Consider the following 24,609-nt stretch of genomic DNA (forward strand, 5'->3'; position numbering starts at 1 on the left):
TCCGTTAATTTTTCGATAAGGAGCTCACTACATGGCTGTTGGTCTTGGTCCTCTGCCTACCCTGCATCCGGTTCCCGGTTTTGAACTGGGCATTGCCTCTGCTGGCATCAAGCGCCCAGGGCGCAAAGATGTGGTGGTGATGCGCTGCGCCGAAGGCTCCCGCGTGGCGGGTGTGACCACCACCAATGCGTTTTGTGCGGCACCGGTGATTGTTACGCGTGAGCGTCTGCAGGGCGCTGTGCGTTACCTGCTGACCAATACCGGCAATGCCAACGCCGGCACCGGCGCCGAGGGCCTGGTCAATGCCAAGCGTGCGTGCGCCACGCTCGCGCAATTGACGGGTGTTGCCCCTGAGGCCGTGCTGCCGTTCTCCACCGGGGTGATCGGTGAGCCACTGCCTGTGGAAAAAATCGAAGGCGCCCTGCAAGCCGCGCTCGACGACCTGCACGAGAATCACTGGGCTGAAGCCGCCATCGGCATCATGACCACCGATACTTTGCCTAAGGGCGCCAGCCGCCAGTTTGAGCACGAGGGTGTGACCATCACCGTGACGGGCATCAGCAAGGGCGCCGGCATGATCCGGCCGAACATGGCGACCATGCTCGGCTACATCGCCACCGACGCCAAGGTGGCGGCCGAGGTACTGCAGGACCTGGTGCGTGATGCAGCGAACAAGTCGTTCAACCGCATCACCATCGACGGCGATACCTCAACCAACGACTGCTGCCTGCTGATCGCTACCGGCCAGGCGCCTTTGGCGGAAATCACCGAGAGCCGTGGCGAGTTGTTTGCCAAGCTCAAGCAGGCGGTGTTTGAGGTGTGCATGGATGTGGCCCAGGCCATCGTCCGTGATGGCGAGGGCGCGACCAAGTTCGTCACCGTGCAGGTTAACGGCGGCGGCAAGCATCAGGAGTGTCTGGATGTCGGCTATGCCGTGGCCCACTCGCCGCTGATCAAGACTGCGCTGTTTGCCTCCGACCCCAACTGGGGGCGCATCCTGGCCGCAGTCGGCTATGCCGGTGTGGCTGATCTGGATGTGAGCAAGATTGATGTGTTCCTCGGTGAGGTGTGCATCGCCAGCAAAGGCGGGCGTGCCGCCAGCTATACCGAGGAACAAGGCGCGGCGGTAATGGCCGAAGCGGAAATCACTATCCGCATCGAGCTGGGGCGTGGCGATTGCAGCGAAACCATCTGGACCACCGACCTGTCCCACGAGTATGTGCGGATCAACGCCGAGTACCGCTCCTGAGTTCACCCTTGCCCGGCTGAGATAATCACGCATTCCCGTTAGGCATGCCTGCATGCTTAACGGGAATTGGCTTTTTTGCGCTGCGTCTTTTAGCTTCGTAGCCCATGGTCTTGTTGGTTAGCTCTGGAGCCTGTGCATGTCTCTGACCCTCGTTATCGGTAACAAGCGTTATTCCTCCTGGTCCCTGCGTGCGGCACTGGCGCTGGAACTGACCGAGGAGCCTTATGCCGAGGTGTTGATCCGTCTGCGTGAGGCCGATACCCACGCGCGAATTCTGGCCTACTCAGCGACGGGCAAGGTGCCGCTGCTGATCACCGAGGAAGGTCCGGTATGGGATTCCCTGGCGATTGCCGAGTACCTCGCCGAAACCTATCCGGAAGCTCATCTGTGGCCGCGTGGTGAATATGCCCGCGCTGTGGCGCGCAGCGCCTGTGCCGAGATGCACAGTGGTTTTGTCGCCTTGCGCACCCACCTGCCGATGGACCTGGCCCATGACCAGGCGCTTACGGATACACCTGCCGACGCTTTGGCCGATATTGAGCGGATCGTCGCGTTATGGAGCCAGTGCCGCACGCGTTTCGGCGCCGACGGCGCTTTTTTGTTCGGCCATGCCAGCATCGCCGATGCCTTTTTTGCCCCGGTGGCGGCGCGTTTGCGCAGCTATCGCGTGGAGTTGCCGCCGCTGGCGGCAGACTATGTTGCAACCATTTACCAGTGGCCGGCCTTCCAGCGATGGTTGCAGGCGGCCCTTGAGGAGCCTTCGTGGTGAAGCGAGTACATGTAGCGGCGGCAGTGATTCGTCGTGCCGATGGCCACATCCTGCTGGCCAAGCGTGCCGATCAGCAGCATCAGGGTGGATTGTGGGAGTTCCCCGGCGGCAAGGTGGAGGCGGGTGAAAGCGTGTCCACGGCCCTGCACCGCGAGCTGCAGGAGGAGTTGGGCATTGCCGTTACCGCCGCGCGGCCGCTGATCAAGGTGCAGCACGGCTACCCGGACAAACAGGTGTTGCTGGATGTCTGGGACGTCAGCGGTTTTACCGGCGAGCCCCACGGCGCCGAAGGCCAGCCGCTGGCCTGGGTCAGCCCGCGGCAATTGCCGGACTACGACTTCCCAGCGGCCAATCAGCCGATTGTGCGCGCCGCACGCCTGCCGGCGCAGTACCTGATCACCCCGGACGAACTGGAGCGCAAGGAGTTGCTGCAGGGCATTCAGAGCTCCGTTGCCAACGGTGTGCGTCTGATCCAGTTGCGCGCGCCGAACATGTACAGCCCGGAGTATCGCGACCTGGCGGTGGACGTGGTGGGGCTGTGTGCTGGCAAGGCGCAAGTGATGCTCAAAGGCCCGCTGGAGTGGCTGGGGGATTTCCCTGCGGCCGGCTGGCATCTGACAGCTGAGCAGCTGCGTAAATATGCCGACAAGGGCCGCCCGTTTCCGGCGCATCGCTGGCTGGCGGCCTCCTGCCATAACGCCGAAGAGCTGGCTCTGGCCCGGCAGATGGGGGTGGACTTTGTCACCCTGTCGCCTGTGCAGCCGACCCAAAGCCATCCCGAGGCCGTGCCGTTGGGTTGGGACGCGGCGGCGCAGTTGATCGACGGGCTCAACCTGCCGGTCTATCTGCTTGGCGGCGTGGGCGTCGGCGATACCGAGCGCGCTTGGCAACTGGGTGCCCAGGGCGTGGCCGGTATTCGCGCGTTTTGGCCGAGGTAGGAGTGGTTGAGGCGCGCAGCGTCGATACCCATCGATCCATTGCGGCGCATTTGATGGGTATCGCTAGGTTCAACCCATCCTAGGGTTTCGGCGCCGCTTGCCAGAGTATCTCCTTGATCTGAGTGCGCAGGCCAATCAGGCGCGCCGCCACAAACAGCAGGTCAGAGAGGCGGTTGAGGTAGGCCAGACTGCTGCCGCCCAAAGGCTCCACGGCATTCAGATGTTGGCAGCGGCGTTCGGCGCTGCGCGCCAGGCTGCGGCACAGATGGGCCTGGGCCACCAGGCGCGAACCGCCGGGCAAGATGAAATTTTGCAGCGGGCCCAGCTCCTCATTCCAGCGATCAATAGCCGCTTCCAAACGCTCGATTTCGGCTTGGTCGAGGGCTTGATATTCCGGCATCGCCAATTCGCCGCCAAGGTCAAACAGGCGGTGCTGGCAGGGGCTGAGGGCGTCAATCACTTCACCTAGGCCTGGGTGGGTGGTGGCCTGCTCAGTCAGGTCGGCGAGCAGCAAACCAAGCTGACTGTTGAGGCTGTCGACCTCGCCCATGGCCTCCACCCGCGGGTGGTCCTTGGTCACCCGGCGGCCATCGGCCAGGCCGGTTTCGCCGTTGTCGCCAGTACGGGTGTAGATCTTCGAAAGGCGGTAGCCCATGACTCAGGTTCCTTGTTCGGCAATGGTCTGCTGCAGGGGCAAGCGCAGGGTGAAGCAGGTGCCTGCGCCAGGCGAGGACTGCGCTTCCATCTGACCTTTGTGATTGTTGGTGATGATGAAGTAAGCCACCGATAGACCCAGGCCGGTGCCTTGGCCGATTTCCTTGGTGGTAAAGAAGGGTTCGAAGATGCGCTTGCACACCTGTTCTGGCATGCCGATGCCGTTGTCCTCGACCTGAATTTCAGCCCAGGGCGGATTGAGGCGGGTGCGCAGGGTGATGCGCCCTGGCTCGTCGTCACGGTCGCGCAGGTGGATGGCCTGGGCAGCATTCTTCAACAAGTTGAGCAGCACCTGCTCCAGTTCGTTGGCGGTAACCGGCACGGGGCCGAGCTGCGGGTCGAACTCGCGAACGATAGTCAGGCCTTTGAAGTCGAAGCTTTCGGTGAGGTCGAAGTCGTTGCCGGCGATTTCCACCGCCTGGTCGATCAGGCCGGTCAGCTCGCAGGGCATCAGGGTGCGACTGCTGAGGCGACTGAAGCTGAGCATATGGCTGACGATCTTGGCGGCGCGGGTGCCGGCTTGTTGAATGCCGTCGAGCAACTGCGGGATCTCGCGCAACTCCAGATAATGCTGCACGGCTGCCAACTCCACCTGAGCGGTCTGGGCCTGCTCGAGGTTTTTTGCCAGCTCCGGCGACAGACGCCGGCGGATGTTCTGCACGTTATGCAGGATGGCGCCGAGGGGATTGTTGATCTCGTGGGCCATGCCGGCCGCGAGGCCGCCGACCGAGAGCATTTTTTCCGACTGCACCATCAGCTCTTCCATGGCCAGGCGCTGGCTGATGTCGTCGATGCGGATCACCACGCCGCGGCCACTGACGCCCACCAAGGGGTAGAACGTCAGGGCGTAATGGCGGGGTGATTCTTCCTTGATCCAGGTGACCCGTTCAATCTTCTCGACCGTATGGCGCTCGGCGGTGCGGCGCAACAGGCCGAGAAACGGCTTGAGCGGCGGGAAGGCGAGAAACACGGGTTGGTTCAGGGCTTCATGCAGGCGTGTGCCGGAGAGCAGGCTGGCCTCCTGGTTCCACTGGGTGACATAGAGCTGCTCATCCAGGGCGATCAGGGCCGAGGGCATGGAGTCGATGATGCTGTTGAGGTAGTTCTGGAAGCCGGTGAGCTTTTTCTCGATCTTGTTGCGGACCTGTACCTCCATCTCCAGTTTGCGGTTGGAGTGGCGGGTTTCCTTGGTCAGCTGGCGGGCTTGCTCGCTGGCAACCTGGGCCTCGTCGCGGGCGCGCTTGAGTTCCTGTTCGCGGGCTTCCATGCGGCTGAGCATGGTGTTAAAGGCTTCGGCCAGGCTGCCGAGCTCATCGTTGTTGCCGCGACGGGCGCGCAGGGCGTAGTTCTCTTCACGGGTTACCTGGCGCGACAGTTCTTCCAGGCGGCGGATTGGCCGCGTGACCAGGCGCTTGATCTGGCGTGCCACCACCATCCACAGCAGAAGGCTGAAGCCCAGAATCACCACGCTGGCGGTCAAAATGCCTTGGTAGAAGCCCTCCGACAGCTGACTGGAGGCAACCAGCAGCAAGTGGCCGGGGGCTTGGTCCGGTTGCGGCAGGGCGATCAGTTTCGAGGCGCGAAAGTCGTCGTGACGCCATTCATTCAGGTGTTCGGCGCGCTCTGGTAGCTGCAGTTTTTCACCGCGGGGTAATTGCGCCAGGCGTTGGCCATCGCTGCCGTAGAGGGCGGCCGCGCGGACGGTGCTGAAGCTCTCAAGCGTGTCCAGCAGGGCAGCGGCTTTGCCGGGGGAGGTCAGGGCTTCGCGACTCAGGGCCGGGGTGGCGATCAAGCGGCCGAGGCTGTGCAGGGCCTGGGGTGCGGTGTTTTCTCGGGAGATCCAGTAGGCCGCGCTGATGAATGCCAGGTTGGCCACCAGTAGCACGGTGGCCAGCAGTACCAGCAGGGCGGCCAGCAGTTTCTGGCTGACCGTGAGGTTTTCGAGGCGCTGGCGCAGGGACATGGCAAGTCTGTCGGCAGGAAGTGTTAGCTGGGCAGGGTAGCGCGCTGGCTAGGTGGTGGGCAAACCGCGTGCACTCAGGTAAGCGCGCAGACGCCGTTGCACAGCCAGTAGGTGAGGTATGGGCTGCTGCTGGCGCTGTGCCGCGTTGCAGGCGTAGTCCAGCAGGTAAGAAATCTCGGTACGCCGACCGGCCGCTACGTCCTGGTACATGGAAGAGTAGTTGGCGGCGGTGGCTTCAATCACCCGTTGCACCTCAGTGTGCAGATCGATGGTGGCGCTGGGTTGGCCGCAGCTGCGCAGTAACGCACTGAGCTCGGTGCAGAGCGCAGAAACTTCATCCGCCTGTTGGCTAAGGTCGCCGTTGCGGCAGTTGTGCAGCACGGTCAGCGGGTTGATCGCGCAGTTGAGGGCCAGCTTGCGCCACAGTTTGGCGCTGATGTCATCGGTCCACTGATGGGGAATGCCCGCAGCCATGAGTTGTTCCAGCCACAGTGGCGGGCTGGCCTGCAATGGATCGCCTAGCCAGGTGCTGCCTTGGCCGGCGAAGGTGACGCTGAAGTCATCGCTGCGATAGGCGCCTTCGGTGCTGGAGGCGAGAATGCAGCGTGCTCGAGGAACGCGTGCAGCCACTGCTCCCTGGCTGCCCAGGCCGTTTTGCAGCAGGATCAGCTCGGCACCAGGGTTCAGGCGCGGCGCCAGGCGGGCGACGGCTTCTTCGGCGTCATAGGCTTTGCAGGCCACCAGCAGGCGCTGGATGGGCGCGCGTGCGTCGAGGTTTTCTGCGCTCAGTGGATAGAGGCTGCTCTGCTGCGCCTCCACCAGGGTCAGGCCGCCGGCCTGATGGTAGGCGGCGAGGCGGGCTGGGTTGCGCAGGATCAGGCGAACCGGTAGCCCCGCTCGGGCCAGACGTGTGGCCCACAGGCTGCCGAGGCTGCCGGCGCCGAGCACATGCCAGGTCACGACCTTATTGGACCTTGGGCAAGCGCACGGCGTTGATGCGGCCGCTGCTGCAGGCGTCGGGCAGCAGGAGGCTGGCGCGCTCCAGCAGCGTTTGCGGAGTGGTCGGCAGCGATTGGGCATCGAGCCCGACCAGACTAATGCCGGCCTTGAGGGAGATAAAACCTTCGCTGGTTTTGAATGCCTTGAGGTTGAGGCCTTCATGCAGGCGGCGGAAGCTGGTGGGCGAGCACTCCTGCAGGTCGGTGAGCAGGGTCAGCAGGCCGAAGTGTCTGTCATCCAGGCGGGTCAGCACATCCAGTGGGCGTACGTGCTGCTGCAGGCGGCGGGCGACGCTGCGCAGCAGTTCATTGTAAAACGCGTCGCCATGTTGCTCGCGGAGTGGCTGCACGTCGTCCAAACCGATTAACAGGTAGCACAGCGCGCCGCCGCGCGACTCCAGCTGACGCAGGCTGTCGAGCATCTTCTGGTGCAGGTAACGGCTATTGCCCAGGCCCGTCAGCGGGTCGACCAGGTTGCGCTCTTCCAGGCTGTTGATGTTCTGGGTCAGCAGATGATTTTCCTGCAGCAGGCGCTGCAGCGTGTTGCACAGGCGGTCGGCGGCGTACACCCGTGGCACCAGTTGTTCGTGCATGGCGGCCTTGTTGATGAAGTCATCGACGCCGCGCTCGAATGCCTCGCCAAGGACGTTTTCACCCTCGCGCCCTGTGAGCAGCATGATGTAAGTGTAGTGGTGGGTTGTCTCATCCAACTGGCGCACCCGGCTGGTCAATTCCAGTCCGTCGATCTCTGGCATCATCCAGTCGGCCAGCAGCACGCTGGCAGGTCGTTCTTCGAGCAGCTTGAGGCCGTCCAGGGCGCTGCTGGCGAAGCGCACGTCGAGGTAGCCCGCTAAGGTCAGGGCGCGGCCAATAATGGCGCTGGAAAACTTGGTGTCGTCCACCACCAGGATGCTGAGATGGGGGTTGGGCATTTGGGCAGGCTCATAAGAAGGACGATAAGTGCCGGTACATAGCCAGGCGGTCTGTTGCTGAATGGTTATAATAATGCCGCATTTTTGCTGCCAAGGCGCCTTCCTTCCGTGCTGTTGCTTGCGCCTTTTATCTGGTCCTTTTATCTGGAGAAATCCCATGCCCTCGTTCGACGTGGTGTCCGAGCTGGACAAACACGAAGTCACCAATGCCCTCGAAAACGCCAGCAAGGAACTGGAACGTCGTTTCGACCTGCGTGGCAAAGGCAGTTTTGAAGTCAAAGACCTGACCGTGAACATGACCGGTGATGCCGATTTCATTCTCGAACAGATGAAGCCGATCCTCGAGCAGTCACTGGTCAAACGTAAAATCGATGTGCAGTGCCTGGAGTACAAAGACGCTTATGCTTCCGGCAAAGTGATGAAGCAGGAAGCGACGTTGCGCGAAGGTATCGACAAGGAGCTGGCGAAGAAAATCGTCGCCCATGTCAAAGAGGCCAAGTTAAAAGTGCAGGCTGCCATCCAGGGCGAGCAGGTGCGTATTACCGGCAAGAAGCGTGACGATCTGCAGGAAGCCATTGCTGCCCTGCGCGCACGCGATTTTGGTATGCCGCTGCAGTTCAACAACTTCCGCGATTAAATTCTGGCGGGCTCGCGGATAATTGCTATGGGCGTGCAGTGTTCTGCATGCCCGCGCGGGCTTTAGTCATTGGCGAAGGTGTTTGCCGGTTGCGTTTATATAACGCAGCCGCTATCTGGCCAGGCGCACGCATGCTCGCAGCATTGTTGCAGCGTCTTCATGCATCAGTATTTGCTGGCGATATAACTGATAAAGCTCGGGCCTGATCAGTTATTCAGACAGTCGTGCTTTTTCAATTTTTTCCAGCTCTTGCTGAAAAGCCTGATCAAGTAGGCTGGCCTTCTTACGCCAAGGCTTACGCTCGGGATCCGGTTGAGCGGCGTAGGTAACAACTTCCCCGCCGTATACGTCCTTGTAACGTTGCGCCTGGCGCTCAAGTTCTGCGCGCAGTTCGTCTTTCGTCACGTGGTTTTCCGTTGCTGATGATAGGCAGATGACAACGCAAGGCTTGCTGCCTTGCTGCTACGGTCACTGCGGGTTAAGTCTGTTGCGGTGGTTATTGTAAAGTCCGTCCTGCAAGAAAGAATAGCGCTGTTTACGCAATTGCTCACGTTATGTGGCTGTCTTGCTTGCGTTTGGGAGATAAATATACCGGTGTAAGTGTTATTCGCTGCTGGTGTATTGGCGCCAGCAGGTAATTGTCGTCTTGCAGTTACATGCAATAAAGAGAAAAGCCCCTGGAAAAGGGGCTTTGCCTGTCGCGCGTATGACTTAAACGTTGAAGCGGAAGTGCATCACGTCGCCGTCTTTAACGATGTATTCCTTGCCTTCCAGGCGCCATTTGCCTGCTTCTTTGGCGCCGGCTTCGCCCTTGTATTGAATGAAGTCGTCGTAGGCGATGACTTCAGCACGGATAAAGCCTTTTTCGAAGTCGGTGTGGATCACAGCGGCCGACTGCGGGGCAGTAGCACCAACCTTGATGGTCCAGGCGCGAACTTCTTTAACCCCGGCGGTGAAGTAAGTCTGCAGATTGAGCAATTCATAGCCGGCGCGAATCACGCGGTTGAGGCCGGGTTCTTCTAGCCCTAAGGCTTCGAGGAACATGTCTTTCTCTTCGCCATCATCCAGTTCGGCGATTTCGGCTTCGATCTTGTTGCAGACAGGCACTACTGGCGCGCCCTCAGCGTCGGCGATGGCTTGCACCACGTCGAGCAGTGGGTTGTTCTCGAAACCATCTTCGGCGACGTTGGCGATATACATGACCGGCTTGCTGGTGAGCAGGTGGAAGCCGCGAATCAGTTGCTTCTCATCGTCGCCCAGGGTCTTGAGCAGGGTGCGCGCCGGCTTGCCTTCGCTGAAATGCGGGATCAGCAGTTCCAGCAGGGCCTTTTGGGCCACGGCATCTTTGTCGCCGCCTTTGGCGTTGCGGGTGACTTTCTGCAGTTGTTTTTCGCAGCTGTCGAGGTCGGCGAAGATCAGTTCGAGGTCAATGATCTCGATGTCGCGCTTAGGGTCGACACTGTTGGCAACGTGAATGACGTTGTCATCCTTGAAGCAGCGCACCACATGGGCGATGGCGTCGGTTTCGCGGATGTTGGCGAGGAACTTGTTGCCCAGGCCTTCGCCCTTCGACGCGCCCTCTACCAAGCCGGCGATATCGACGAACTCCATGGTGGTCGGCAGCACGCGCTCCGGCTTGACGATTTCAGCCAATGCATCCAGGCGCGGGTCGGGCATGGGCACGATGCCGCTGTTGGGTTCGATGGTGCAGAACGGGAAGTTCTCGGCCGCGATCCCGGATTTGGTGAGGGCGTTGAACAGGGTGGACTTGCCGACGTTGGGCAGGCCGACGATGCCGCAGTTGAATCCCATGATGTGTCCCTCGCGGAAGGCGGTAGAAAGAATTAAGAGGTGGCTTTCTGGCTGTGCAGTTTGTGCATGGCCTTGCTCCAGTCGCCGGCGAGAATCTCCGGCAGTACGCCAAGGGCAAAGTCGATGCTGGTGTCCAGGAGGTCCTGTTCGCTGCGCGGAGCGCGGCCGAGAACGTACCCGGAAACCATGCTGCTGTGCCCTGGGTGGCCAATGCCCAAACGCAGGCGGTAGAAATTATTCTGATTGCCGAGTTGCGCAATGATGTCACGCAGCCCGTTATGCCCACCGTGCCCGCCGCCCTGTTTGAGCTTGGCGACGCCCGGTAGCATGTCGAGTTCGTCGTGAGCCACCAATATGGCTTCCGGGGCAATCCGGAAGAAGTTCGCCAGCGCGGCAACTGCCTGGCCGCTGCGATTCATAAAAGTGGTCGGGATCAGCAGACGAACATCGTGGCCCTGGTGGCTGAATTTGCCCACACGGCCGAAATATTTGCGCTCAGCGCTGAGGTTGACGCCCTGGCTGCTGGCCAGGCGCTCAACAAAAAGGGCTCCCGCGTTATGCCGCGTCTGTTCGTATTCAGTGCCTGGATTAGCTAGGCCGACGATCAGTTGGACGGCAGTCACGACGGGAGCCCTTCTTTAGGCCGACGAGTAAATTACTCGGCGTCTTTTGCTACGCGCGAAGCGTGGATGTTGGCGATCGGCAGGTCTTTGCCGTGAGCCAGTGCAACCAGTTCAACGCCAGCTGGCAGAACCAGGTCAGACATGTGCAGAATCTGGCCGACTTCTACGTTAGCCATGTCGACGTTGATGAATTCCGGCAGGTCTTTCGGCAGGCAGGAAACTTCAACTTCTACAGCGCTGTGGGACACTTCGCCGCCTTGCTGCTTCACGCCAACCGAAGTTTCTTGGTTGAGGAAGTGCAGGGGTACGTGAGCGGTCAGCTTCTGGCCGGCTACGACGCGAACGAAGTCAGCGTGCAGCACGTGGCCTTTGGCCGGGTGGCGCTGCAGGGCTTTGATCACAACGGTTTCTACCGCGCCATCAACAGTCAGGGCGATAACGTGGCTGTAGGCAGCTTCGTTTTCCAGCAGCTTGGCGACTTCTTTAGCCAGCAGGCTGATGGAAACAGGGGCCTTGTCGCCGCCGTAGATTACGGCAGGAACTTGGCTGGCGAGACGACGCAGGCGGCGGCTCGCACCTTTCCCCAGGTCGGAACGCGCTTCAGCATTCAGAGTGAATTCAACAGTCATGGTGTTTCTCCAGATAACAACAACGCCCGTAGCGCTTGCGACCGGCGCTCGGGCGGTTGGGCAAAAAGCCCCGCACTAGGCGGGGCGCTTTTCGTTCGGCGGTGCAGGCTGAAGACGCGAGGTCTTAGCGGAACATGGCGCTGATCGATTCTTCATTGCTGATGCGGCGGACCGCTTCAGCGACTATCGGGGCGATATCCAGTTGGCGGATACGACCACAAGCTTGTGCCGCGGCAGACAGTGGAATGGTGTTGGTCACCACCAGCTCGTCCAGCACGGATTTTTCAATGTTCTCAATCGCGCGACCCGACAGCACCGGGTGGGTGCAGTAGGCAATGACCTTGGCAGCGCCGTGGTCCTTGAGGGCCTTGGCAGCGTGGCCGAGGGTGCCGGCGGTATCGACCATGTCGTCGACCAGTACGCAGGTACGGCCTTCAACGTCGCCGATGATATGCATCACTTCCGACTGGTTAGCCTTAGGGCGACGCTTGTCGATGATCGCCAGGTCAACACCGAGGGTCTTGGCCACGGCACGGGCGCGCACTACGCCGCCAATGTCGGGGGAGACAATCATCAGGTTTTCGAAGCGTTGATCGACGATGTCATCCACCAGAACCGGGGAGCCGTAGATGTTATCTACCGGAATATCGAAGAAACCCTGAATTTGGTCGGCATGCAGATCGACGGTAAGAACCCGGTCGATGCCCACAACAGTCAGCATGTCAGCCACCACTTTGGCGCTGATGGCTACCCGAGCAGAACGCGGACGGCGATCCTGGCGGGCGTAACCGAAGTAGGGGATTACCGCAGTGATGCGGGATGCCGAGGAGCGGCGGAAGGCGTCTGCCATTACCACCAGTTCCATCAGGTTATCGTTGGTTGGCGCGCACGTCGGTTGAATCAGGAATACGTCCTTACCACGAACGTTTTCGTTGATTTCGGCGCTGATCTCGCCATCGGAGAACTTGCCTACAGAGGCGTCACCGAGGGGGATATGCAGCTGACGTACAACACGCCGAGCCAGATCGGGGTTAGCGTTCCCCGTAAAGACCATCATCTTGGACACGCGCAGTACCTGTCGGCTGAGGGTAACCTGGATGAGTAAAGAATATGGCAGGGGCGGCTGGATTCGAACCAACGCATGGCAGGATCAAAACCTGCTGCCTTACCGCTTGGCGACGCCCCTGTATCCGGTGTGACTAGATGTTATTGAACGAGGTTAGGTATCCGCTCCAGGGCGGAGATGGCAGGGGCGGCTGGATTCGAACCAACGCATGGCAGGATCAAAACCTGCTGCCTTACCGCTTGGCGACGCCCCTATCCGTTTAACTCTCGAACCACATCTACTTCCCTGCCAGTTCTCTTAGCTTGCGATGCAACATCGAAACGTTGCGACCCTGGGCTACGAAGCACGGCAAAGTGGCTGGAAGTTGGCGGGCGACTTTATCAGCATCGTCCTGGTTTGGGAAGCTCCCAAACACACAAGCTCCAGTGCCGGTCAATCTTGCAGGAACAAATTTGTTCAACAAGATCAAAGCGTTATCGACTTCTGCATAACGCTTCTGAACCACCGGCTGACAGTCATTACGACCGCCCCCCTCAAGAAGGCTGCGAAGTTTATTGGCCGGCGTATCCCGTGTCAACTCGGGGTCGGAGAAAACTTCTGCTGTGCTGACAAGCACTTGCGGAATTGCCACGAGAAACCAGGGCTCCTCAAGCTCAACGGCGGTGAGTTTTTCCCCGACACCTTCGGCAAATGCAGCGTGGCCGCGAACGAACACCGGCACGTCGGCGCCCAGGCCCAGGCCTAGTGCCGCCAGGCGATCTTCATCCCAGTCCAGTTGCCAGAGGTGATTGAGGCCGAGCAGGGTGGTGGCGGCATCCGAGCTGCCGCCGCCGAGACCGCCACCCATGGGCAGGCGCTTGTCCAGCCAGATGTCGGCGCCCAACGGGCAGCCACTGGCGTGTTGCAGCTGACGGGCGGCTTTAACAATCAGGTTGCTGTCGTGGGGGACGTCGCTCAGTTCGTCGTGCAGACAGATCTGACCGTCACTGCGCAGGGCAAAGCTAAGTTCATCGCCATGCTCGAGAAACTGAAACAGGGTTTGCAGTTCGTGGTAGCCATCGGCGCGGCGACCGAGGATGTGCAGCATCAGGTTGAGCTTGGCCGGGGCTGGCAGGGTCAGGCGGGCAGGCATCTCACTGACCCAGCTGGCGCGGTTGCCAGTCCTTGATCACCAAGGTGATGTCGAGGTTGGCGCCATGCAGCTTCATGCGTTCGGGCAGCCAGTAGCCGTTTTGTTGCACGTAGCTGAGGTATTCAACCTGCCAGTCGTCCTGTTCCAGCTTGGCCAGGCGGCTTTCGCTGTCGAGGGTCAGGCGGCTCTTGCTGTCTTCGGCTGGTAAGCCGCGAATCCACCAGAACAGGTGGGCGACTGGCAGGCTCCAGCCCAGTTGTTGTTGCAGCAAGGCTTCGGCGGACTCAGCTTGAAACTGCCCTTGATTGGCTGCGTCGAGGCTGACGGCGCCTGGGCGGCCGGTCAGGCGTGCAGCGCCTCGGCCCATGGGGCCGGCCAGGCGGATGTCGAAATAGTCTTGGCGCTGCAGCCAGAACAGGGTGGCGCTGCCGGACTCGCGCGGTGAGCGAATGCCCACCTTGCCACTGATTTGCCAGCCATTGAGCTGACCGGCCTGGGCTTTGTGGGCTTGCCACTGGGCTGGGTCGCCCTGGCCGCTGAGGGTTTCGTGGGATGTCAGGCCGGCGCAGCCGCTGAGCAGCGCCAGGCAGCCAATGGCAATCAGGTGGCGTAGGTGCATGTTAAAGAGTCTCGGCGCCGGTCAGGCGTAACAGGGTGCTGCGCAGGATCGGGCTCTCAGGGTCGTTGGCCAGGGCCGCAGCCCAGACCTTGCGCGCTTCGCGTTGCTTGCCGTTGGCCCACAGCACTTCACCCAGGTGGGCGGCCACCTCGGCGTCTGGGAAGTTCTCCAGGGCTTGGCGCAGCAAGCCCTCGGCAACATCCAGCTGGCCTTGGCGGAAGTTCACCCAGCCGAGACTGTCGAGCACCGCCGGGTCCTGGGGGTTGAGCTGGTAGGCCTGTTCAATCAAGGCGCGGGCTTCGGCATAGCGCGTGGTGCGGTCTGCCAGGGTGTAGCCGAGGGCGTTAAGGGCCATGGCGTTTTCTGGTTCGCGGGCGAGGATGCTGCGCAGATCCGCTTCCAGTTGGCTCAGGTCGTCGCGTTTTTCCGCCAGCATGGCGCGGGTGTAGAGCAGGTTGAGGTCATCTGGGTATTGCAGCAGCGCTTGTTCGACGATGCCCCAGGCCCGGTCGATGTGCTGATGCTTGGCCAGCGCCTCGGTTTCGATCAGGTACAGCTGGATGGCGTAGTCGGGCTGCTCGTCGCGGGCTTTGCTCAGGCGATTGCTGGCTTGCTCGACGCGTTTGGCGCTGAGCAGGAGTTCGGTCTGGCGCATCTGGGCGGGGAGATAGTCGGTGCCGGGGCCGACCTGAGCGTACTCATTCAGGGCGTTGTCGGGTTCGTTGCGTTCTTCATAGGCGCGCCCAAGGTTGAAGTGGGCGGCGTCCACGTGGGCATTGCGGCCGATCAGTTCTTCGAAATAGGCCGACGCGGCCAGCCAGTCCTGGTTTTCCATGCAGACGAGGGCGAGGGAAAGGCGCAGGTCGTCGTCCTCGGGGAATTGTTGCACCAGGCTGGCGAACTCGGCGCGGGCGTCGTCCATGCGCTCCTGATCGACCAGCAGGCGGGCGTAAGTCAGGCGCAGGCGTTTCTCGTCGGGATGCAGGCGAATGCCGTCCTCCAGCAGGGGTACGGCTTCGTCCGCCCGCTGCAGGGTTTGCAGCAGGCGCACGCGCAGCAGCAGTGGCGTGACCTCCTGGCTGCTGGCGCTGTGTGCTTCCAGCAGTTGCAGGGCCGCTTCGGGTTTACCGTCCTGTTGCAGTAACAGCGCTTTGCCAAACAGCAGTTGGCCGTTTTCCGGGTGTTTCAGCAGCAGGCGGTCAAAGCTGTGCAGCAGGCCGTTGCGGGTGTCGGGGTCGGTTTCTGCCGCAGACAGAGCGAGGAAGTCGAAGTGCGTGTCGCCCTGGGCTTGCAGGACTGTTTCCATGATTTGCATGGCGCGTTCGTATTGACCTGCGCGGGCCAGCTGAATGGCCGTGGCGCGCTGGGCATCAAGGTTGTCCGGGGCGTTCTTGGCCCAGATTTGCGCCGTCTCCAGTGCTGCCTGTTCGGCGCCCAGGTATTCGGCAATACGAAAGGCACGCTCGGCAACGCCGGCATCCTGGGTGGTGTTCGCTTGCTCTACATAGTTGCTCAGGGCCAGGTCGTAGCGGTTGCGCTGGCCGGCCAGCTCGGCACTGAGCAGGGCGAACAGGCTGTCTTCGCTAAACGAGCGGTACACCTTGGGCTTGCTCGGCGCGGCCGGCACGTCGACAACCGCAGGCGTCGGCGCTGGCGAGGTGGAGTCCAAGGTTTGGCAGCCGCCCAGTAATGTCAGAGCGGCCAGCAATGCAAAAGATCTATTCATGGGCGGGAAATACGACTTGCTTGCGGTTCCGGCATCATGCCACAAGCCTTTCGGCAAGCCCATGGGGCCTGGCTCTGTCTATCGTCGGGTGTGCTCTGGCGGCTGACAAAACAGCGCAGTGGTTGTTCTCGCTCGGGTGAAGTAGGACAATCGGCCGTTTTCCGACACTGTCAGCGACTTTGCATGGCCTTTCTTGCTCTTGGTATCAATCATAAAACCGCGTCGGTGGCCGTGCGCGAGCGCGTGGCTTTTACCCCGGAACAATTGGTTGAGGCACTGCAACAGCTGTGCGCGCTGACCAGTAGCCGTGAAGCGGCGATTCTCTCAACCTGCAACCGCAGCGAGCTGTATATCGAGCAGGAGGCGCTCGAGGTCGAGCAGGTGTTGCGCTGGCTGGCCGACTATCACCAACTGAGTCTCGACGAGCTGCGCGCCTGTGCCTATGTGCATCAGGATGACAGCGCCGTGCGGCACATGATGCGCGTGGCCTCCGGCCTCGATTCCATGGTACTCGGCGAGCCGCAGATCTTCGGTCAGTTGAAGTCGGCCTACGCCGTGGCGCGTGAGGCGGGCACCATTGGTCCGCTGCTGGGGCGCCTGTTTCAGGCCACCTTCAGCACGGCCAAACAGGTGCGCACTGATACGGCCATTGGCGAAAATCCGGTGTCTGTGGCCTTTGCCGCCGTCAGCCTGGCCAAGCAGATTTTCAGTGACCTGCACCGCAGTCAGGCGCTGTTGATCGGCGCCGGCGAGACCATCAGCCTGGTGGCGCGCCATCTGCACGATCAGGGCGTCAAACGCATCGTGGTCGCCAACCGTACCTTGGAGCGCGCCAGCCAACTGGCTGAACAGTTCGGTGCCCATGCGGTGCTGCTCTCGGAAATCCCCAACGAGCTGGTCAACAGCGACATCGTTATCAGTTCCACCGCCAGCCAACTGCCGATTCTCGGCAAGGGCGCGGTGGAGCGGGCACTGAAACTGCGTAAGCACAAGCCGATCTTTATGGTCGACATCGCTGTGCCGCGGGATATCGAGCCGGAAGTCGGCGAACTGGACGACATCTACCTGTACAGCGTCGATGACCTGCATGAAGTCATCGAAGAAAACCTCAAGAGTCGCCAGGGCGCCGCGCAGCTGGCCGAAGACCTGGTGCTGGTCGGTGCCGAAGAATTCATGCTGCGCCTGCGTGAGCTGGCCGCGGTGGACGTACTCAAGTCCTACCGCCAGCAGGCCGAGCGCCTGCGCGACGACGAGCTGGCCAAGGCCCAGCGCCTGCTGGCCAATGGCTCGGCGGCGGACGAGGTGCTGCTGCAACTGGCGCGCGGGTTGACCAATAAATTGCTGCATGCGCCCAGCGTGCAACTGAAGAAAATGTCCGCTGCCGGCCGCCTGGATGCGCTGGCCATGGCCCAGGAACTTTTTGCCCTCAACGAGGGCGCGGATAAGAACTCGCAATGAAAGCGTCACTGCTGAATAAACTGGACGCGCTCCAGGACCGTTTCGAAGAACTCACCGCCTTGCTTGGCGATGCCGAAGTGATCAGTAACCAGACCCAGTTCCGCGCCTATTCCAAGGAATATGCCGAAGTCGAGCCGGTGGTCGCGGCCTTCCGCCAATTGCGCAAGGTGCAGGATGACCTGGAGGGCGCCCAGGCGCTGCTCAAGGACAGCGACCCGGACCTGCGCGAAATGGCCGAGGAAGAAGTCGCCGAGGCCAAGACCCAACTGGTCGAACTGGAAGCCAACCTGCAACGCATGCTGTTGCCCAAGGACCCCAGCGACGGCCGCAACGTGTTCCTGGAAATCCGCGCCGGCACCGGCGGCGACGAGGCGGCCATCTTTTCCGGCGACCTGTTTCGCATGTACTCGCGCTATGCCGAGCGGCGCGGCTGGCGGGTCGAGGTGCTGTCGGCCAACGAAGGCGAGCATGGCGGCTACAAGGAGGTCATCGCCCGTGTCGAGGGCGACAACGTCTACGGCAAGCTCAAGTTCGAGTCCGGCGCGCACCGCGTGCAGCGCGTGCCGGAAACCGAATCCCAGGGCCGTATTCACACCTCGGCGTGCACCGTGGCGGTGTTGCCCGAGCCGGACGAACAGGCCGAGATCGACATCAACCCGGCTGATTTGCGCGTCGATACCTACCGCTCCTCGGGCGCCGGTGGTCAGCACGTCAACACCACCGACTCGGCGATCCGCATCACCCACATTCCCACCGGCACGGTGGTCGAGTGTCAGGAAGAGCGCTCCCAACACAAGAACCGCGCACGGGCTATGGCCTGGCTGGCGGCCAAGTTGAAGGACCAGCAGGAAGCGGCGGCGCACAAGGAAATCTCCGACACGCGCAAGCTGCTGGTCGGCTCCGGTGACCGCTCCGAACGCATCCGCACCTACAACTTCCCCCAGGGCCGGGTGACCGATCACCGTATCAACCTGACCCTGTATTCACTCAATGAAGTGATGGTTGGCGGCGTCGAGGCGATCATCGAACCGCTGCTGACCGAGTATCAGGCTGACCAGTTGGCGGCCCTGGGCGACTGATTTGCGTTTTTTGTAGCCCGGATGCCATCCGGGCGCGACCGTTGAAGCCTGTCCCGGATGGCATCCGGGCTACGGAATGAATGCCATGGTCACCATCGAATCTTTGCTCAGCAACGTCGAGCTGCCCGATTCACCCACCCCGCGCCTGGATGCCGAGCTGTTGCTCGCCCAGGCCCTGGGTAAGTCGCGCAGCTACCTGCACACCTGGCCCGAGCATGAGCCTGCGCTGGCGCAACGGCAGCAGTATCAGGCGATGCTGCTGCGCCGTCGGGCCGGCGAGCCGGTGGCCTATATCCTCGGCCGTCAGGGCTTTTGGAGCCTGGACCTGGACGTGGCCAGGCATACCCTGATCCCGCGCCCGGACACCGAATTGCTGGTGGAAACCGCCCTGGCCCTGTTGCCGGCCACGCCGCTGCAGGTGCTCGACCTCGGCACTGGCACCGGCGCCATTGCCCTGGCGTTGGCCTGCGAGCGACCGGCCTGGCAAGTGACCGGCGTTGACCGGGTGGCTGAGGCCGTGGCGCTGGCGCAGGGCAATGGCGCGCGTCTGCAATTGACCAACGCCCGTTTCGCCGAGAGTTGCTGGTTTTCGGCGCTGGCCGGGCAGCGCTTTCAATTGATCGTCAGCAACCCGCCCTATATCGCCGCCGCCGACCCGCATCTGAGCCAGGGCGATGTGCGTTTCGAACCCAGTAGCGCGCTGGTGGCGGGCATCGATGGCCTGGACGATATCCGCCTGATCATCGAGCAGGCGCCAGAACATTTGCTGGCCGGAGGCTGGCTGTTGCTGGAGCACGGTTTCGACCAGGCCGCGGCCGTGCGCGAGCTGCTTGCCCAGCGCGGCTTTGTGGCCGTGGACAGCCGTCGTGATCTGGGCGGCCATCAACGTATTTCTTTGGGGCAGTGGCCGCTATGAATCAGCATCTCAGCGATGAAGAACTGTTGCGCTACAGCCGGCAGATTCTGCTGGCGCAGGTGGATATCGACGGCCAACTGAAACTGAAAAACAGCCGGGTGCTGATCATCGGCCTCGGTGGCCTCGGCTCGCCGGTGGCGTTGTACCTGGCTGCGGCCGGAGTGGGCGAATTGCACCTGGCCGACTTCGATACGGTCGATCTGAGCAACCTGCAACGGCAGATCGCCCACGACACCGACAGCCTCGGTCAGCCCAAGGTTGAGTCGGCCGCCAGTCGTCTGCGCGCCATTAACCCGGCCATCCAGCTGCAACTGTACCCGGCCGGGCTGGATGCCGATTCGCTGGGTGCGGCGGTGGCGCTCGTCGATCTGGTGCTGGATTGTTCGGACAACTTCGGTACCCGCGAGGCGGTCAACGCCGCCTGTGTGGCCGCCGGCAAACCCCTGGTCAGCGGTGCGGCGATTCGCCTCGAAGGCCAGTTGGCGGTGTTCGATCCGCGCCAGGCCGACAGTCCCTGTTATCACTGCCTGTACGGCCATGGCAGCGAAGCCGAGCTGACCTGTAGTGAGGCCGGTGTGCTGGGGCCGCTGGTGGGCCTGGTGGGCAGTTTGCAGGCGCTGGAGGCGCTCAAGTTGCTGGCTGGTTTTGGCCAGTCGCTGGTGGGCAGGCTGTTGCTGATCGACGGCCTGGGTTGTCACTTCCGTGAGCTGCGGGTCAAGCGCGACCCAGCCTGTAGCGTCTGTGGCGTGGCTCGCGGTGAGTAACGCTCCGGTCGGTGTGTTCGACTCCGGTGTCGGCGGCCTGTCGGTGCTCGGTGAAATTCGCGCCCTGTTGCCCCATGAGTCCCTGTTGTATGTCGCCGACAGCGGTCACGTGCCCTATGGCGACAAGAGCGCCGAGTTTATCTGCGCGCGCAGCCTGACCATCGCCGAGTTTCTCCTGGGTCAGGGCGCCAAGGCGCTGGTGCTGGCCTGCAACACCGCCACCGCGGCGGCCATCAGCGAGTTGCGCAGCACCTATCCGCAGTTGCCGATCATCGGCATGGAGCCGGCAGTCAAACCGGCCGCTGCGGCGACCCAGACCGGGGTGGTCGGCGTGCTGGCCACCACCGGCACCCTGAAAAGCGCCAAGTTCGCAGCCTTGCTCGACCGTTTCGCCAGCGACGTGCGGGTGATTACCCAGCCGTGTCCGGGCCTGGTCGAGCAGATCGAGGCGGGTGCGCTGACGGCCACCGCGACCCGTGAATTGCTCTGGGGCTGGGTTCAGCCGTTGCTGGCCGAAGGCTGCGACACGCTGATACTTGGATGTACCCATTACCCCTTTATCAAGCCGTTACTGCGCGAACTGCTGCCGGCCAACGTCAGCCTGATCGACACCGGCGCGGCGGTCGCGCGCCAGTTGCGTCGGGTGCTGGTCGAGCGCGAGTTGCTCGCCAGCGGCCCCGCGCAGCCCGCGCAGTTCTGGTCCAGCGCCCAGCCGCAGGCCTTGCAGCAGGTGTTGCCGGTGCTCTGGGGCGCGGCCGCCGAGGTGCAGGCGTTGCCCGGCTGAATTTAGTCGGCCGTACTTTGCACCCGGAGAATGTTTTCTATAGTGATTACAGTGTTGCTCAGCAGTTGTTCAGCGAATAAATAAGGATATGTCCATGCGTTCACTTTCTTCCCTTTGTGCCGCCGCCGCGTTGTCTTTGGTCTCGATGACGGCCGCGCAGGCCGCTGAAGTGGCTTTTGCCGTCGGCTCTACTGGCGAGTCCACCCTGGCCTATCGTTTGGGCCTGCAGTGCGATTTCCAGCGCAACTTCACTGAGAGTGCCACGGGCCGTTTCACCGGTTATTGGGATACGGCCTACACCTACTGGCAGGGCGATAAGACGGCGAGCAACAACAGTCTGTCCTTGGCGCCGGTGTTCGTTTATGAGTTCGCCGGCGAGACGCTCAAACCGTATGTTGAGGCGGGCATCGGCGTGGCGTTTTTTTCCGATACCGAGCTGGAAGACAACAACCTCGGCTCGTCCTTCCAGTTTGAAGATCGCCTGGGCTTTGGTGTGCGCTTCAACGGTCAGGAAATCGGCGTGCGTGCCCTGCATTACTCAAACGCCGGCCTGAGCAGCAATAACGATGGCGTGGAAAACTACAGCCTGCATTACGCCATGACGTTCTGATGCGTCAGCGGCAGGCCCCGAGCCGGACCCTGTGTCCGGCTTTTTTATGTCTGAGATTATGTGAGGAGCAGTCTCAGTCGAGGCGGCTTAGCTGCTCGATCCAGATCAGAAGTAGCCCGGATGAAATCCGGGGGCGTACGTGTAGGGCAACAAGCTTCCCGGATTTTATCCGGGCTACAAAAGGTTCTTGGTCGTGCGCTCAGTCCAGGTGGCTGAGCTGCTCAATCCAGATCAATTCGCAGGCGCCGTTGCCGGTGTCTTCGCGGCTCAGGGAGCTGCTCCAGGTAAAGCCATTCTCGCCATCCACCCTGACCAGTTGCCCGCTCAGGCGGATACGCTGGCCCGTGCGGATGTCGCTCAGTGCATCCGCCACGGGCGGCATTGGCCGGGATCATATGCATATTGGCGCTGTGGATTTCGATCTCCCGACGCGGGATGGGAAAACTCTCCACTTGCCAGTGATACCAGCGGTTGCTCTGGCGGATGCTGATGCTGGCCAACACCTGTGGGTCGGCCATGGGCCCCCAACCGAGCGCAAGGTCGGTGGGTGACACGGCGGCGACTGCGTCGAAGTGATAATCCTCGCGGCCCAGCACGCGGGCTTCAATGCTGAACGGTTGCAGGGGTGTGATGCGGTAGCCATCCATGTGCACGCTGCCGTCGCTGCCGCGTAACGGCGGTGACGGTGCGGGCTGGCTGAGGGTCCAGCCGAGTCAGAGCATGACCAGTAACGCCAGTGCATAGATCAGACGCTGCAGGCTGAAGCCGGGTGGATTCGCAGCGGCCATGCAGGCTCCTCAGCGATAGATGGTCGCCAGCCCCTGACGCTCTTCGATGCACTCGGGAGAGGCCATCTCGAACTCGCGGCAGACCCACGGGCGGTTCTCGTAGATGGTGCAAAGCATGCTGTCGCGATCCAAGGCCACACACCAGCCGTCGTCGAGACGCAGCATCACTTCGCCGCCCCAGTCATCGATGTCGATGTAGCGCTTGGGCACGCCGGTATCACTCAGCAGAATCACCTCCAACTGGCAGCAACAGGCTGCGCAGTTGGCGCAGGTAACCGCCGCTTGCGTCTCGACAGGGGTAACGGGAATTAACTGATCTTTGCTCATGGGCGCAGTGTAAGTCAGGTGCTGCGCTTGGGGGTACGGCCGCCGAGCAATTGGTTCGGCAGGCCGTCTGCTGCTGCCTCGAATTAGCTGGCCTGATGATCGACCGTCAGCAGGGTGCAGGCGTTAGCCGTCATGCTCTGGATTTCGGCCAGATAGTTACTGTTCATGACAAATATATCGGCTCCGGGCTCTAGCTCGCGGAGCACCTCTTCGGGTGCCCGCACCTGAAGGCCGGTCGCGGCCAGGTACTTGCCTTGCTTGGCTGGGTTTATGTCGATGACAAACTCAATGGCCGCCCCCGCGCGTTGCATAAATAGAGCAAATATCACCCCTTTGGACGCGCCACCCCAGATCGCTGAGCGGCGTTGTGCCGAGCGTTGGGTGCTCAGTTGCTGGCGGTAGTGGTCGACGCTGGCGAGAAAGTCGGCGGGGAAATCGAACGCATCGTCAGGGTCGAAGTTTGGGTGCCGAAGGCTGGCCAAGTCGGCCACCACATACAAATATTGGCCGGAAAAGGTGTGCCCAGACTCATAGACGTGGCCGAAGATGCGTAGGAAGTCGCTCAGGCGAAAGTAGTTCACGTGCTCGTAGAAAATATCGAACCATGCACGCTGTTCGCAGATCCAGTCGAAACAGGGCACCTCGATATAGATCTTGCCGCTACCACCATTGGATTGGCGCAGATGCTCAATAAAGGCCAGTGGGTCTTGTACATGTTCCAGAACGTGGCGAAGGATCAGGCCTTCGGCATGCAGCCCCAATTCGGGGGTGAAGTACTGGCGGATGATATTCGGGTTGTCGCCTTCGTACGTCGGATCGAGGCCGGAGATGTCAAAGCCCTGCGCTTGCAGGTGTTCGAGGAAATAGCCTTTACCGCAGCCAACCTCAATCAGGCTGTGGGCCGCGAAATGCTGTTCGATGATTTGCGCCACGTTTTGCAGGTGGGCTCTGAAAATTGAACTGACCGCCTGCTCGTTCTGGTAGTGCTCGTCGTACTGCATCAGCTCAGGCTCGAAGGCCTGGTTGAAAATCAGCCCGGTACGCATGTCCTGAACCAGGAAAATGTCGCCCTTGGTGCAGGTGCGGGCTTCTTCTGCAGTGGCAAACATACGGTTCTGGAACACCGGCAATTGTTCGGCTCGGTAAAGTTCGCGCAGATGGCTCATCGTCACTCCAGATAGTTTTGCAGTTTGCTGCAGGTGCCCCAAAAGGCCAGCGGTTCGTAGTCTGGGTAGGGATAGTAGCCGAGGTTAAGAGCGATGGACCATGCATTCTCGGCCAACCAGTTTTCCACTTGCTGGCGCACGGAAATGGCTTTTCCCGAACAGACGTTGACCACGCCGAGATCTTTTTTGGCCAGGGCTATGGCCACCAGGTGCCTGGCCACTTGGGTCACCGGCAGGTAGTCACGCAGCTGTTCGCCGCCGGACATGTTGAACACCGGGTCGCCGCGTTGCACTGCCTGTTGCAGTTGCGGGAAAAGCGAGTTGGCGGCCTGGCCGGGGCCATACATGTAGAACAGACGCGCCCAGGTCAGCGCAAAGGGTTGGATGTTGCGCAGGTACTCAAGTTGTTGGCGCAGGCTGTCCTTGGCGAAGCCATAGGGATTGTTTGGCGCTGCGGGTAGCTGCTCGCTCAAGGGGCCCGATTGCATGCCGTATTCAAAGCAGGTGCCGGTTGCCACCAGGCTGCTGAGACCAGAGCGAATCAGGGTTTGCAGGAAGTGGTACTGCAGCGGCAGTTCCCGCTCGAAATGAGTCAGTGACTTGTAGTTGGGCAAACCGCCCCAGGCCAGGTGAATCAGTGCATCGGGTGCGCCGAGTTGGGCGAAGGTCGCCGGGGATACATCCTGCATATCGAGTTGCACGGCGGTGGCGTTTGCCGGCAGCTCCCTCTCGGTGTCGATGCTGCGGCTGATCGCTAGCACCTCAACAGGGTACTTGGCCAGTTCGGCCAGGACATGGCGGCCGATAAAGCCATTGGCTCCGGTGACTGCAACCTTCATGGCGCCCGTAACTCCTGATTGTGCTTGCTGTGCGGATGGCCGCGCTGCGTCTGGGCAGCCGGCCTTTGTGC

26 protein-coding genes and 2 tRNA genes are annotated in these 24,609 nt (G+C 61.5%); 10 read left to right on the forward strand and 18 right to left on the reverse strand.

Annotated features, from left to right (window positions below):
- Positions 1 to 31: 31 nt before the first annotated feature.
- The 3 genes from argJ (at position 32) to AC56DI_RS18625 (ending at position 2,956) form a co-directional block, all read left to right on the forward strand.
- The gene (argJ, locus tag AC56DI_RS18615; protein ID WP_496347450.1) at positions 32 to 1,249 is read left to right on the forward strand and encodes a bifunctional glutamate N-acetyltransferase/amino-acid acetyltransferase ArgJ; all 1,218 of its coding nucleotides are present in this window, start codon (positions 32 to 34) and stop codon (positions 1,247 to 1,249) included.
- Positions 1,250 to 1,385: 136 nt separating this feature from the next.
- The gene (locus AC56DI_RS18620) at positions 1,386 to 2,018 is read left to right on the forward strand and encodes a glutathione S-transferase family protein (protein WP_496347451.1); all 633 of its coding nucleotides are present in this window, start codon (positions 1,386 to 1,388) and stop codon (positions 2,016 to 2,018) included.
- On the forward strand, positions 2,015 to 2,956 hold the full coding sequence (locus AC56DI_RS18625; RefSeq protein WP_496347452.1) for a Nudix family hydrolase: 942 nt from the start codon (positions 2,015 to 2,017) through the stop codon (positions 2,954 to 2,956). Before AC56DI_RS18620 ends, AC56DI_RS18625 begins: the two co-directional genes overlap by 4 nt.
- A 79-nt stretch (positions 2,957 to 3,035) precedes the next feature.
- Here AC56DI_RS18625 and AC56DI_RS18630 read toward each other — a convergent pair whose 3' ends face one another.
- From AC56DI_RS18630 to AC56DI_RS18645, 4 genes are read right to left on the reverse strand one after another with little or no spacing between them, the layout of a single operon-like run.
- A complete protein-coding gene (locus AC56DI_RS18630) occupies positions 3,036 to 3,611 on the reverse strand; it encodes a cob(I)yrinic acid a,c-diamide adenosyltransferase (protein WP_496347453.1) in 576 nt (191 codons plus the stop codon).
- A 3-nt stretch (positions 3,612 to 3,614) separates the two neighbouring features.
- Positions 3,615 to 5,633, reverse strand: coding sequence for a sensor histidine kinase (locus tag AC56DI_RS18635; protein WP_496347454.1), 2,019 nt, complete (start codon positions 5,631 to 5,633; stop codon positions 3,615 to 3,617).
- A gap of 48 nt (positions 5,634 to 5,681) precedes the next feature.
- Positions 5,682 to 6,593 (reverse strand): putative 2-dehydropantoate 2-reductase, encoded by a 912-nt coding sequence (locus tag AC56DI_RS18640; RefSeq protein ID WP_496347455.1) that lies wholly within the window; start codon positions 6,591 to 6,593, stop codon positions 5,682 to 5,684.
- 4 nt (positions 6,594 to 6,597) lie between these two features.
- On the reverse strand, positions 6,598 to 7,563 hold the full coding sequence (locus AC56DI_RS18645) for a response regulator (protein ID WP_496347456.1): 966 nt from the start codon (positions 7,561 to 7,563) through the stop codon (positions 6,598 to 6,600).
- A 157-nt stretch (positions 7,564 to 7,720) separates the two neighbouring features.
- Here AC56DI_RS18645 and AC56DI_RS18650 point away from each other — a divergent pair, with 157 nt between their 5' ends.
- Complete coding sequence (locus AC56DI_RS18650) at positions 7,721 to 8,200, forward strand: YajQ family cyclic di-GMP-binding protein (protein ID WP_324519521.1); 480 nt, start codon at positions 7,721 to 7,723, stop codon at positions 8,198 to 8,200.
- Between the two features lie 210 nt (positions 8,201 to 8,410).
- Here AC56DI_RS18650 and AC56DI_RS18655 read toward each other — a convergent pair whose 3' ends face one another.
- The 10 genes from AC56DI_RS18655 to AC56DI_RS18700 all read right to left on the reverse strand — a co-directional run bounded on the left by AC56DI_RS18655 (position 8,411) and on the right by AC56DI_RS18700 (position 15,807).
- Positions 8,411 to 8,605 carry a hypothetical protein gene (locus tag AC56DI_RS18655; protein ID WP_496347457.1) on the reverse strand — a complete coding sequence of 65 codons (195 nt, stop codon included), beginning with the start codon at positions 8,603 to 8,605 and terminating at the stop codon, positions 8,411 to 8,413.
- Positions 8,606 to 8,911: 306 nt separating this feature from the next.
- Positions 8,912 to 10,012 (reverse strand): redox-regulated ATPase YchF, encoded by a 1,101-nt coding sequence (gene ychF, locus AC56DI_RS18660; RefSeq protein ID WP_324519523.1) that lies wholly within the window; start codon positions 10,010 to 10,012, stop codon positions 8,912 to 8,914.
- Positions 10,013 to 10,044: 32 nt separating this feature from the next.
- Positions 10,045 to 10,635 (reverse strand): aminoacyl-tRNA hydrolase, encoded by a 591-nt coding sequence (gene pth / locus AC56DI_RS18665; RefSeq protein WP_496347458.1) that lies wholly within the window; start codon positions 10,633 to 10,635, stop codon positions 10,045 to 10,047.
- A 32-nt stretch (positions 10,636 to 10,667) separates the two neighbouring features.
- A complete protein-coding gene (locus AC56DI_RS18670) occupies positions 10,668 to 11,264 on the reverse strand; it encodes a 50S ribosomal protein L25/general stress protein Ctc (RefSeq protein WP_324519525.1) in 597 nt (198 codons plus the stop codon).
- A 124-nt stretch (positions 11,265 to 11,388) separates the two neighbouring features.
- Positions 11,389 to 12,330: a ribose-phosphate pyrophosphokinase gene (locus AC56DI_RS18675; protein ID WP_324519526.1), complete on the reverse strand. Its 942-nt coding sequence runs from the start codon at positions 12,328 to 12,330 to the stop codon at positions 11,389 to 11,391.
- Between the two features lie 45 nt (positions 12,331 to 12,375).
- A tRNA-Gln gene (locus tag AC56DI_RS18680) sits at positions 12,376 to 12,450 on the reverse strand.
- Positions 12,451 to 12,508: 58 nt separating this feature from the next.
- A tRNA-Gln gene (locus tag AC56DI_RS18685) sits at positions 12,509 to 12,583 on the reverse strand.
- Between the two features lie 24 nt (positions 12,584 to 12,607).
- A complete protein-coding gene (ispE, locus tag AC56DI_RS18690; RefSeq protein ID WP_496347459.1) occupies positions 12,608 to 13,462 on the reverse strand; it encodes a 4-(cytidine 5'-diphospho)-2-C-methyl-D-erythritol kinase in 855 nt (284 codons plus the stop codon).
- Between the two features lies 1 nt (position 13,463).
- The gene (gene lolB, locus AC56DI_RS18695) at positions 13,464 to 14,081 is read right to left on the reverse strand and encodes a lipoprotein insertase outer membrane protein LolB (RefSeq protein ID WP_496347460.1); all 618 of its coding nucleotides are present in this window, start codon (positions 14,079 to 14,081) and stop codon (positions 13,464 to 13,466) included.
- Between the two features lies 1 nt (position 14,082).
- On the reverse strand, positions 14,083 to 15,807 hold the full coding sequence (locus tag AC56DI_RS18700; protein ID WP_496347461.1) for a tetratricopeptide repeat protein: 1,725 nt from the start codon (positions 15,805 to 15,807) through the stop codon (positions 14,083 to 14,085).
- Positions 15,808 to 15,990: 183 nt separating this feature from the next.
- Here AC56DI_RS18700 and hemA point away from each other — a divergent pair, with 183 nt between their 5' ends.
- The 6 genes from hemA (at position 15,991) to AC56DI_RS18730 (ending at position 21,418) form a co-directional block, all read left to right on the forward strand.
- Positions 15,991 to 17,265, forward strand: a complete 1,275-nt coding sequence (hemA, locus tag AC56DI_RS18705; RefSeq protein WP_496347462.1) for a glutamyl-tRNA reductase — start codon at positions 15,991 to 15,993, stop codon at positions 17,263 to 17,265.
- The gene (gene prfA / locus AC56DI_RS18710) at positions 17,262 to 18,344 is read left to right on the forward strand and encodes a peptide chain release factor 1 (RefSeq protein ID WP_496347463.1); all 1,083 of its coding nucleotides are present in this window, start codon (positions 17,262 to 17,264) and stop codon (positions 18,342 to 18,344) included. Before hemA ends, prfA begins: the two co-directional genes overlap by 4 nt.
- 85 nt (positions 18,345 to 18,429) lie before the next feature.
- Complete coding sequence (gene prmC, locus AC56DI_RS18715) at positions 18,430 to 19,260, forward strand: peptide chain release factor N(5)-glutamine methyltransferase (RefSeq protein WP_496347464.1); 831 nt, start codon at positions 18,430 to 18,432, stop codon at positions 19,258 to 19,260.
- Positions 19,257 to 20,024 carry a molybdopterin-synthase adenylyltransferase MoeB gene (locus tag AC56DI_RS18720; RefSeq protein ID WP_496347465.1) on the forward strand — a complete coding sequence of 256 codons (768 nt, stop codon included), beginning with the start codon at positions 19,257 to 19,259 and terminating at the stop codon, positions 20,022 to 20,024. Before prmC ends, AC56DI_RS18720 begins: the two co-directional genes overlap by 4 nt.
- Positions 20,017 to 20,808 (forward strand): glutamate racemase, encoded by a 792-nt coding sequence (gene murI, locus AC56DI_RS18725; protein ID WP_496347466.1) that lies wholly within the window; start codon positions 20,017 to 20,019, stop codon positions 20,806 to 20,808. Before AC56DI_RS18720 ends, murI begins: the two co-directional genes overlap by 8 nt.
- Positions 20,809 to 20,902: 94 nt before the next feature.
- Positions 20,903 to 21,418, forward strand: coding sequence for an acyloxyacyl hydrolase (locus tag AC56DI_RS18730; protein WP_496347467.1), 516 nt, complete (start codon positions 20,903 to 20,905; stop codon positions 21,416 to 21,418).
- A 199-nt stretch (positions 21,419 to 21,617) separates the two neighbouring features.
- Here AC56DI_RS18730 and AC56DI_RS18735 read toward each other — a convergent pair whose 3' ends face one another.
- The 4 genes from AC56DI_RS18735 to AC56DI_RS18750 all read right to left on the reverse strand — a co-directional run bounded on the left by AC56DI_RS18735 (position 21,618) and on the right by AC56DI_RS18750 (position 24,538).
- Entirely contained in the window at positions 21,618 to 21,800 is a 183-nt protein-coding gene (locus tag AC56DI_RS18735; protein ID WP_496347468.1) for a hypothetical protein, read from the reverse strand.
- A gap of 415 nt (positions 21,801 to 22,215) precedes the next feature.
- Entirely contained in the window at positions 22,216 to 22,533 is a 318-nt protein-coding gene (locus tag AC56DI_RS18740) for a YkgJ family cysteine cluster protein (RefSeq protein ID WP_496347469.1), read from the reverse strand.
- Between the two features lie 83 nt (positions 22,534 to 22,616).
- On the reverse strand, positions 22,617 to 23,699 hold the full coding sequence (locus tag AC56DI_RS18745) for a class I SAM-dependent methyltransferase (RefSeq protein WP_496347470.1): 1,083 nt from the start codon (positions 23,697 to 23,699) through the stop codon (positions 22,617 to 22,619).
- A gap of 2 nt (positions 23,700 to 23,701) precedes the next feature.
- Positions 23,702 to 24,538, reverse strand: coding sequence for an NAD-dependent epimerase/dehydratase family protein (locus tag AC56DI_RS18750; RefSeq protein ID WP_496347471.1), 837 nt, complete (start codon positions 24,536 to 24,538; stop codon positions 23,702 to 23,704).
- Between the last annotated feature and the right edge of the window lie 71 nt (positions 24,539 to 24,609).

The organism is Pseudomonas sp. BGA-UO-ETr-WB11, from assembly GCF_059567785.1.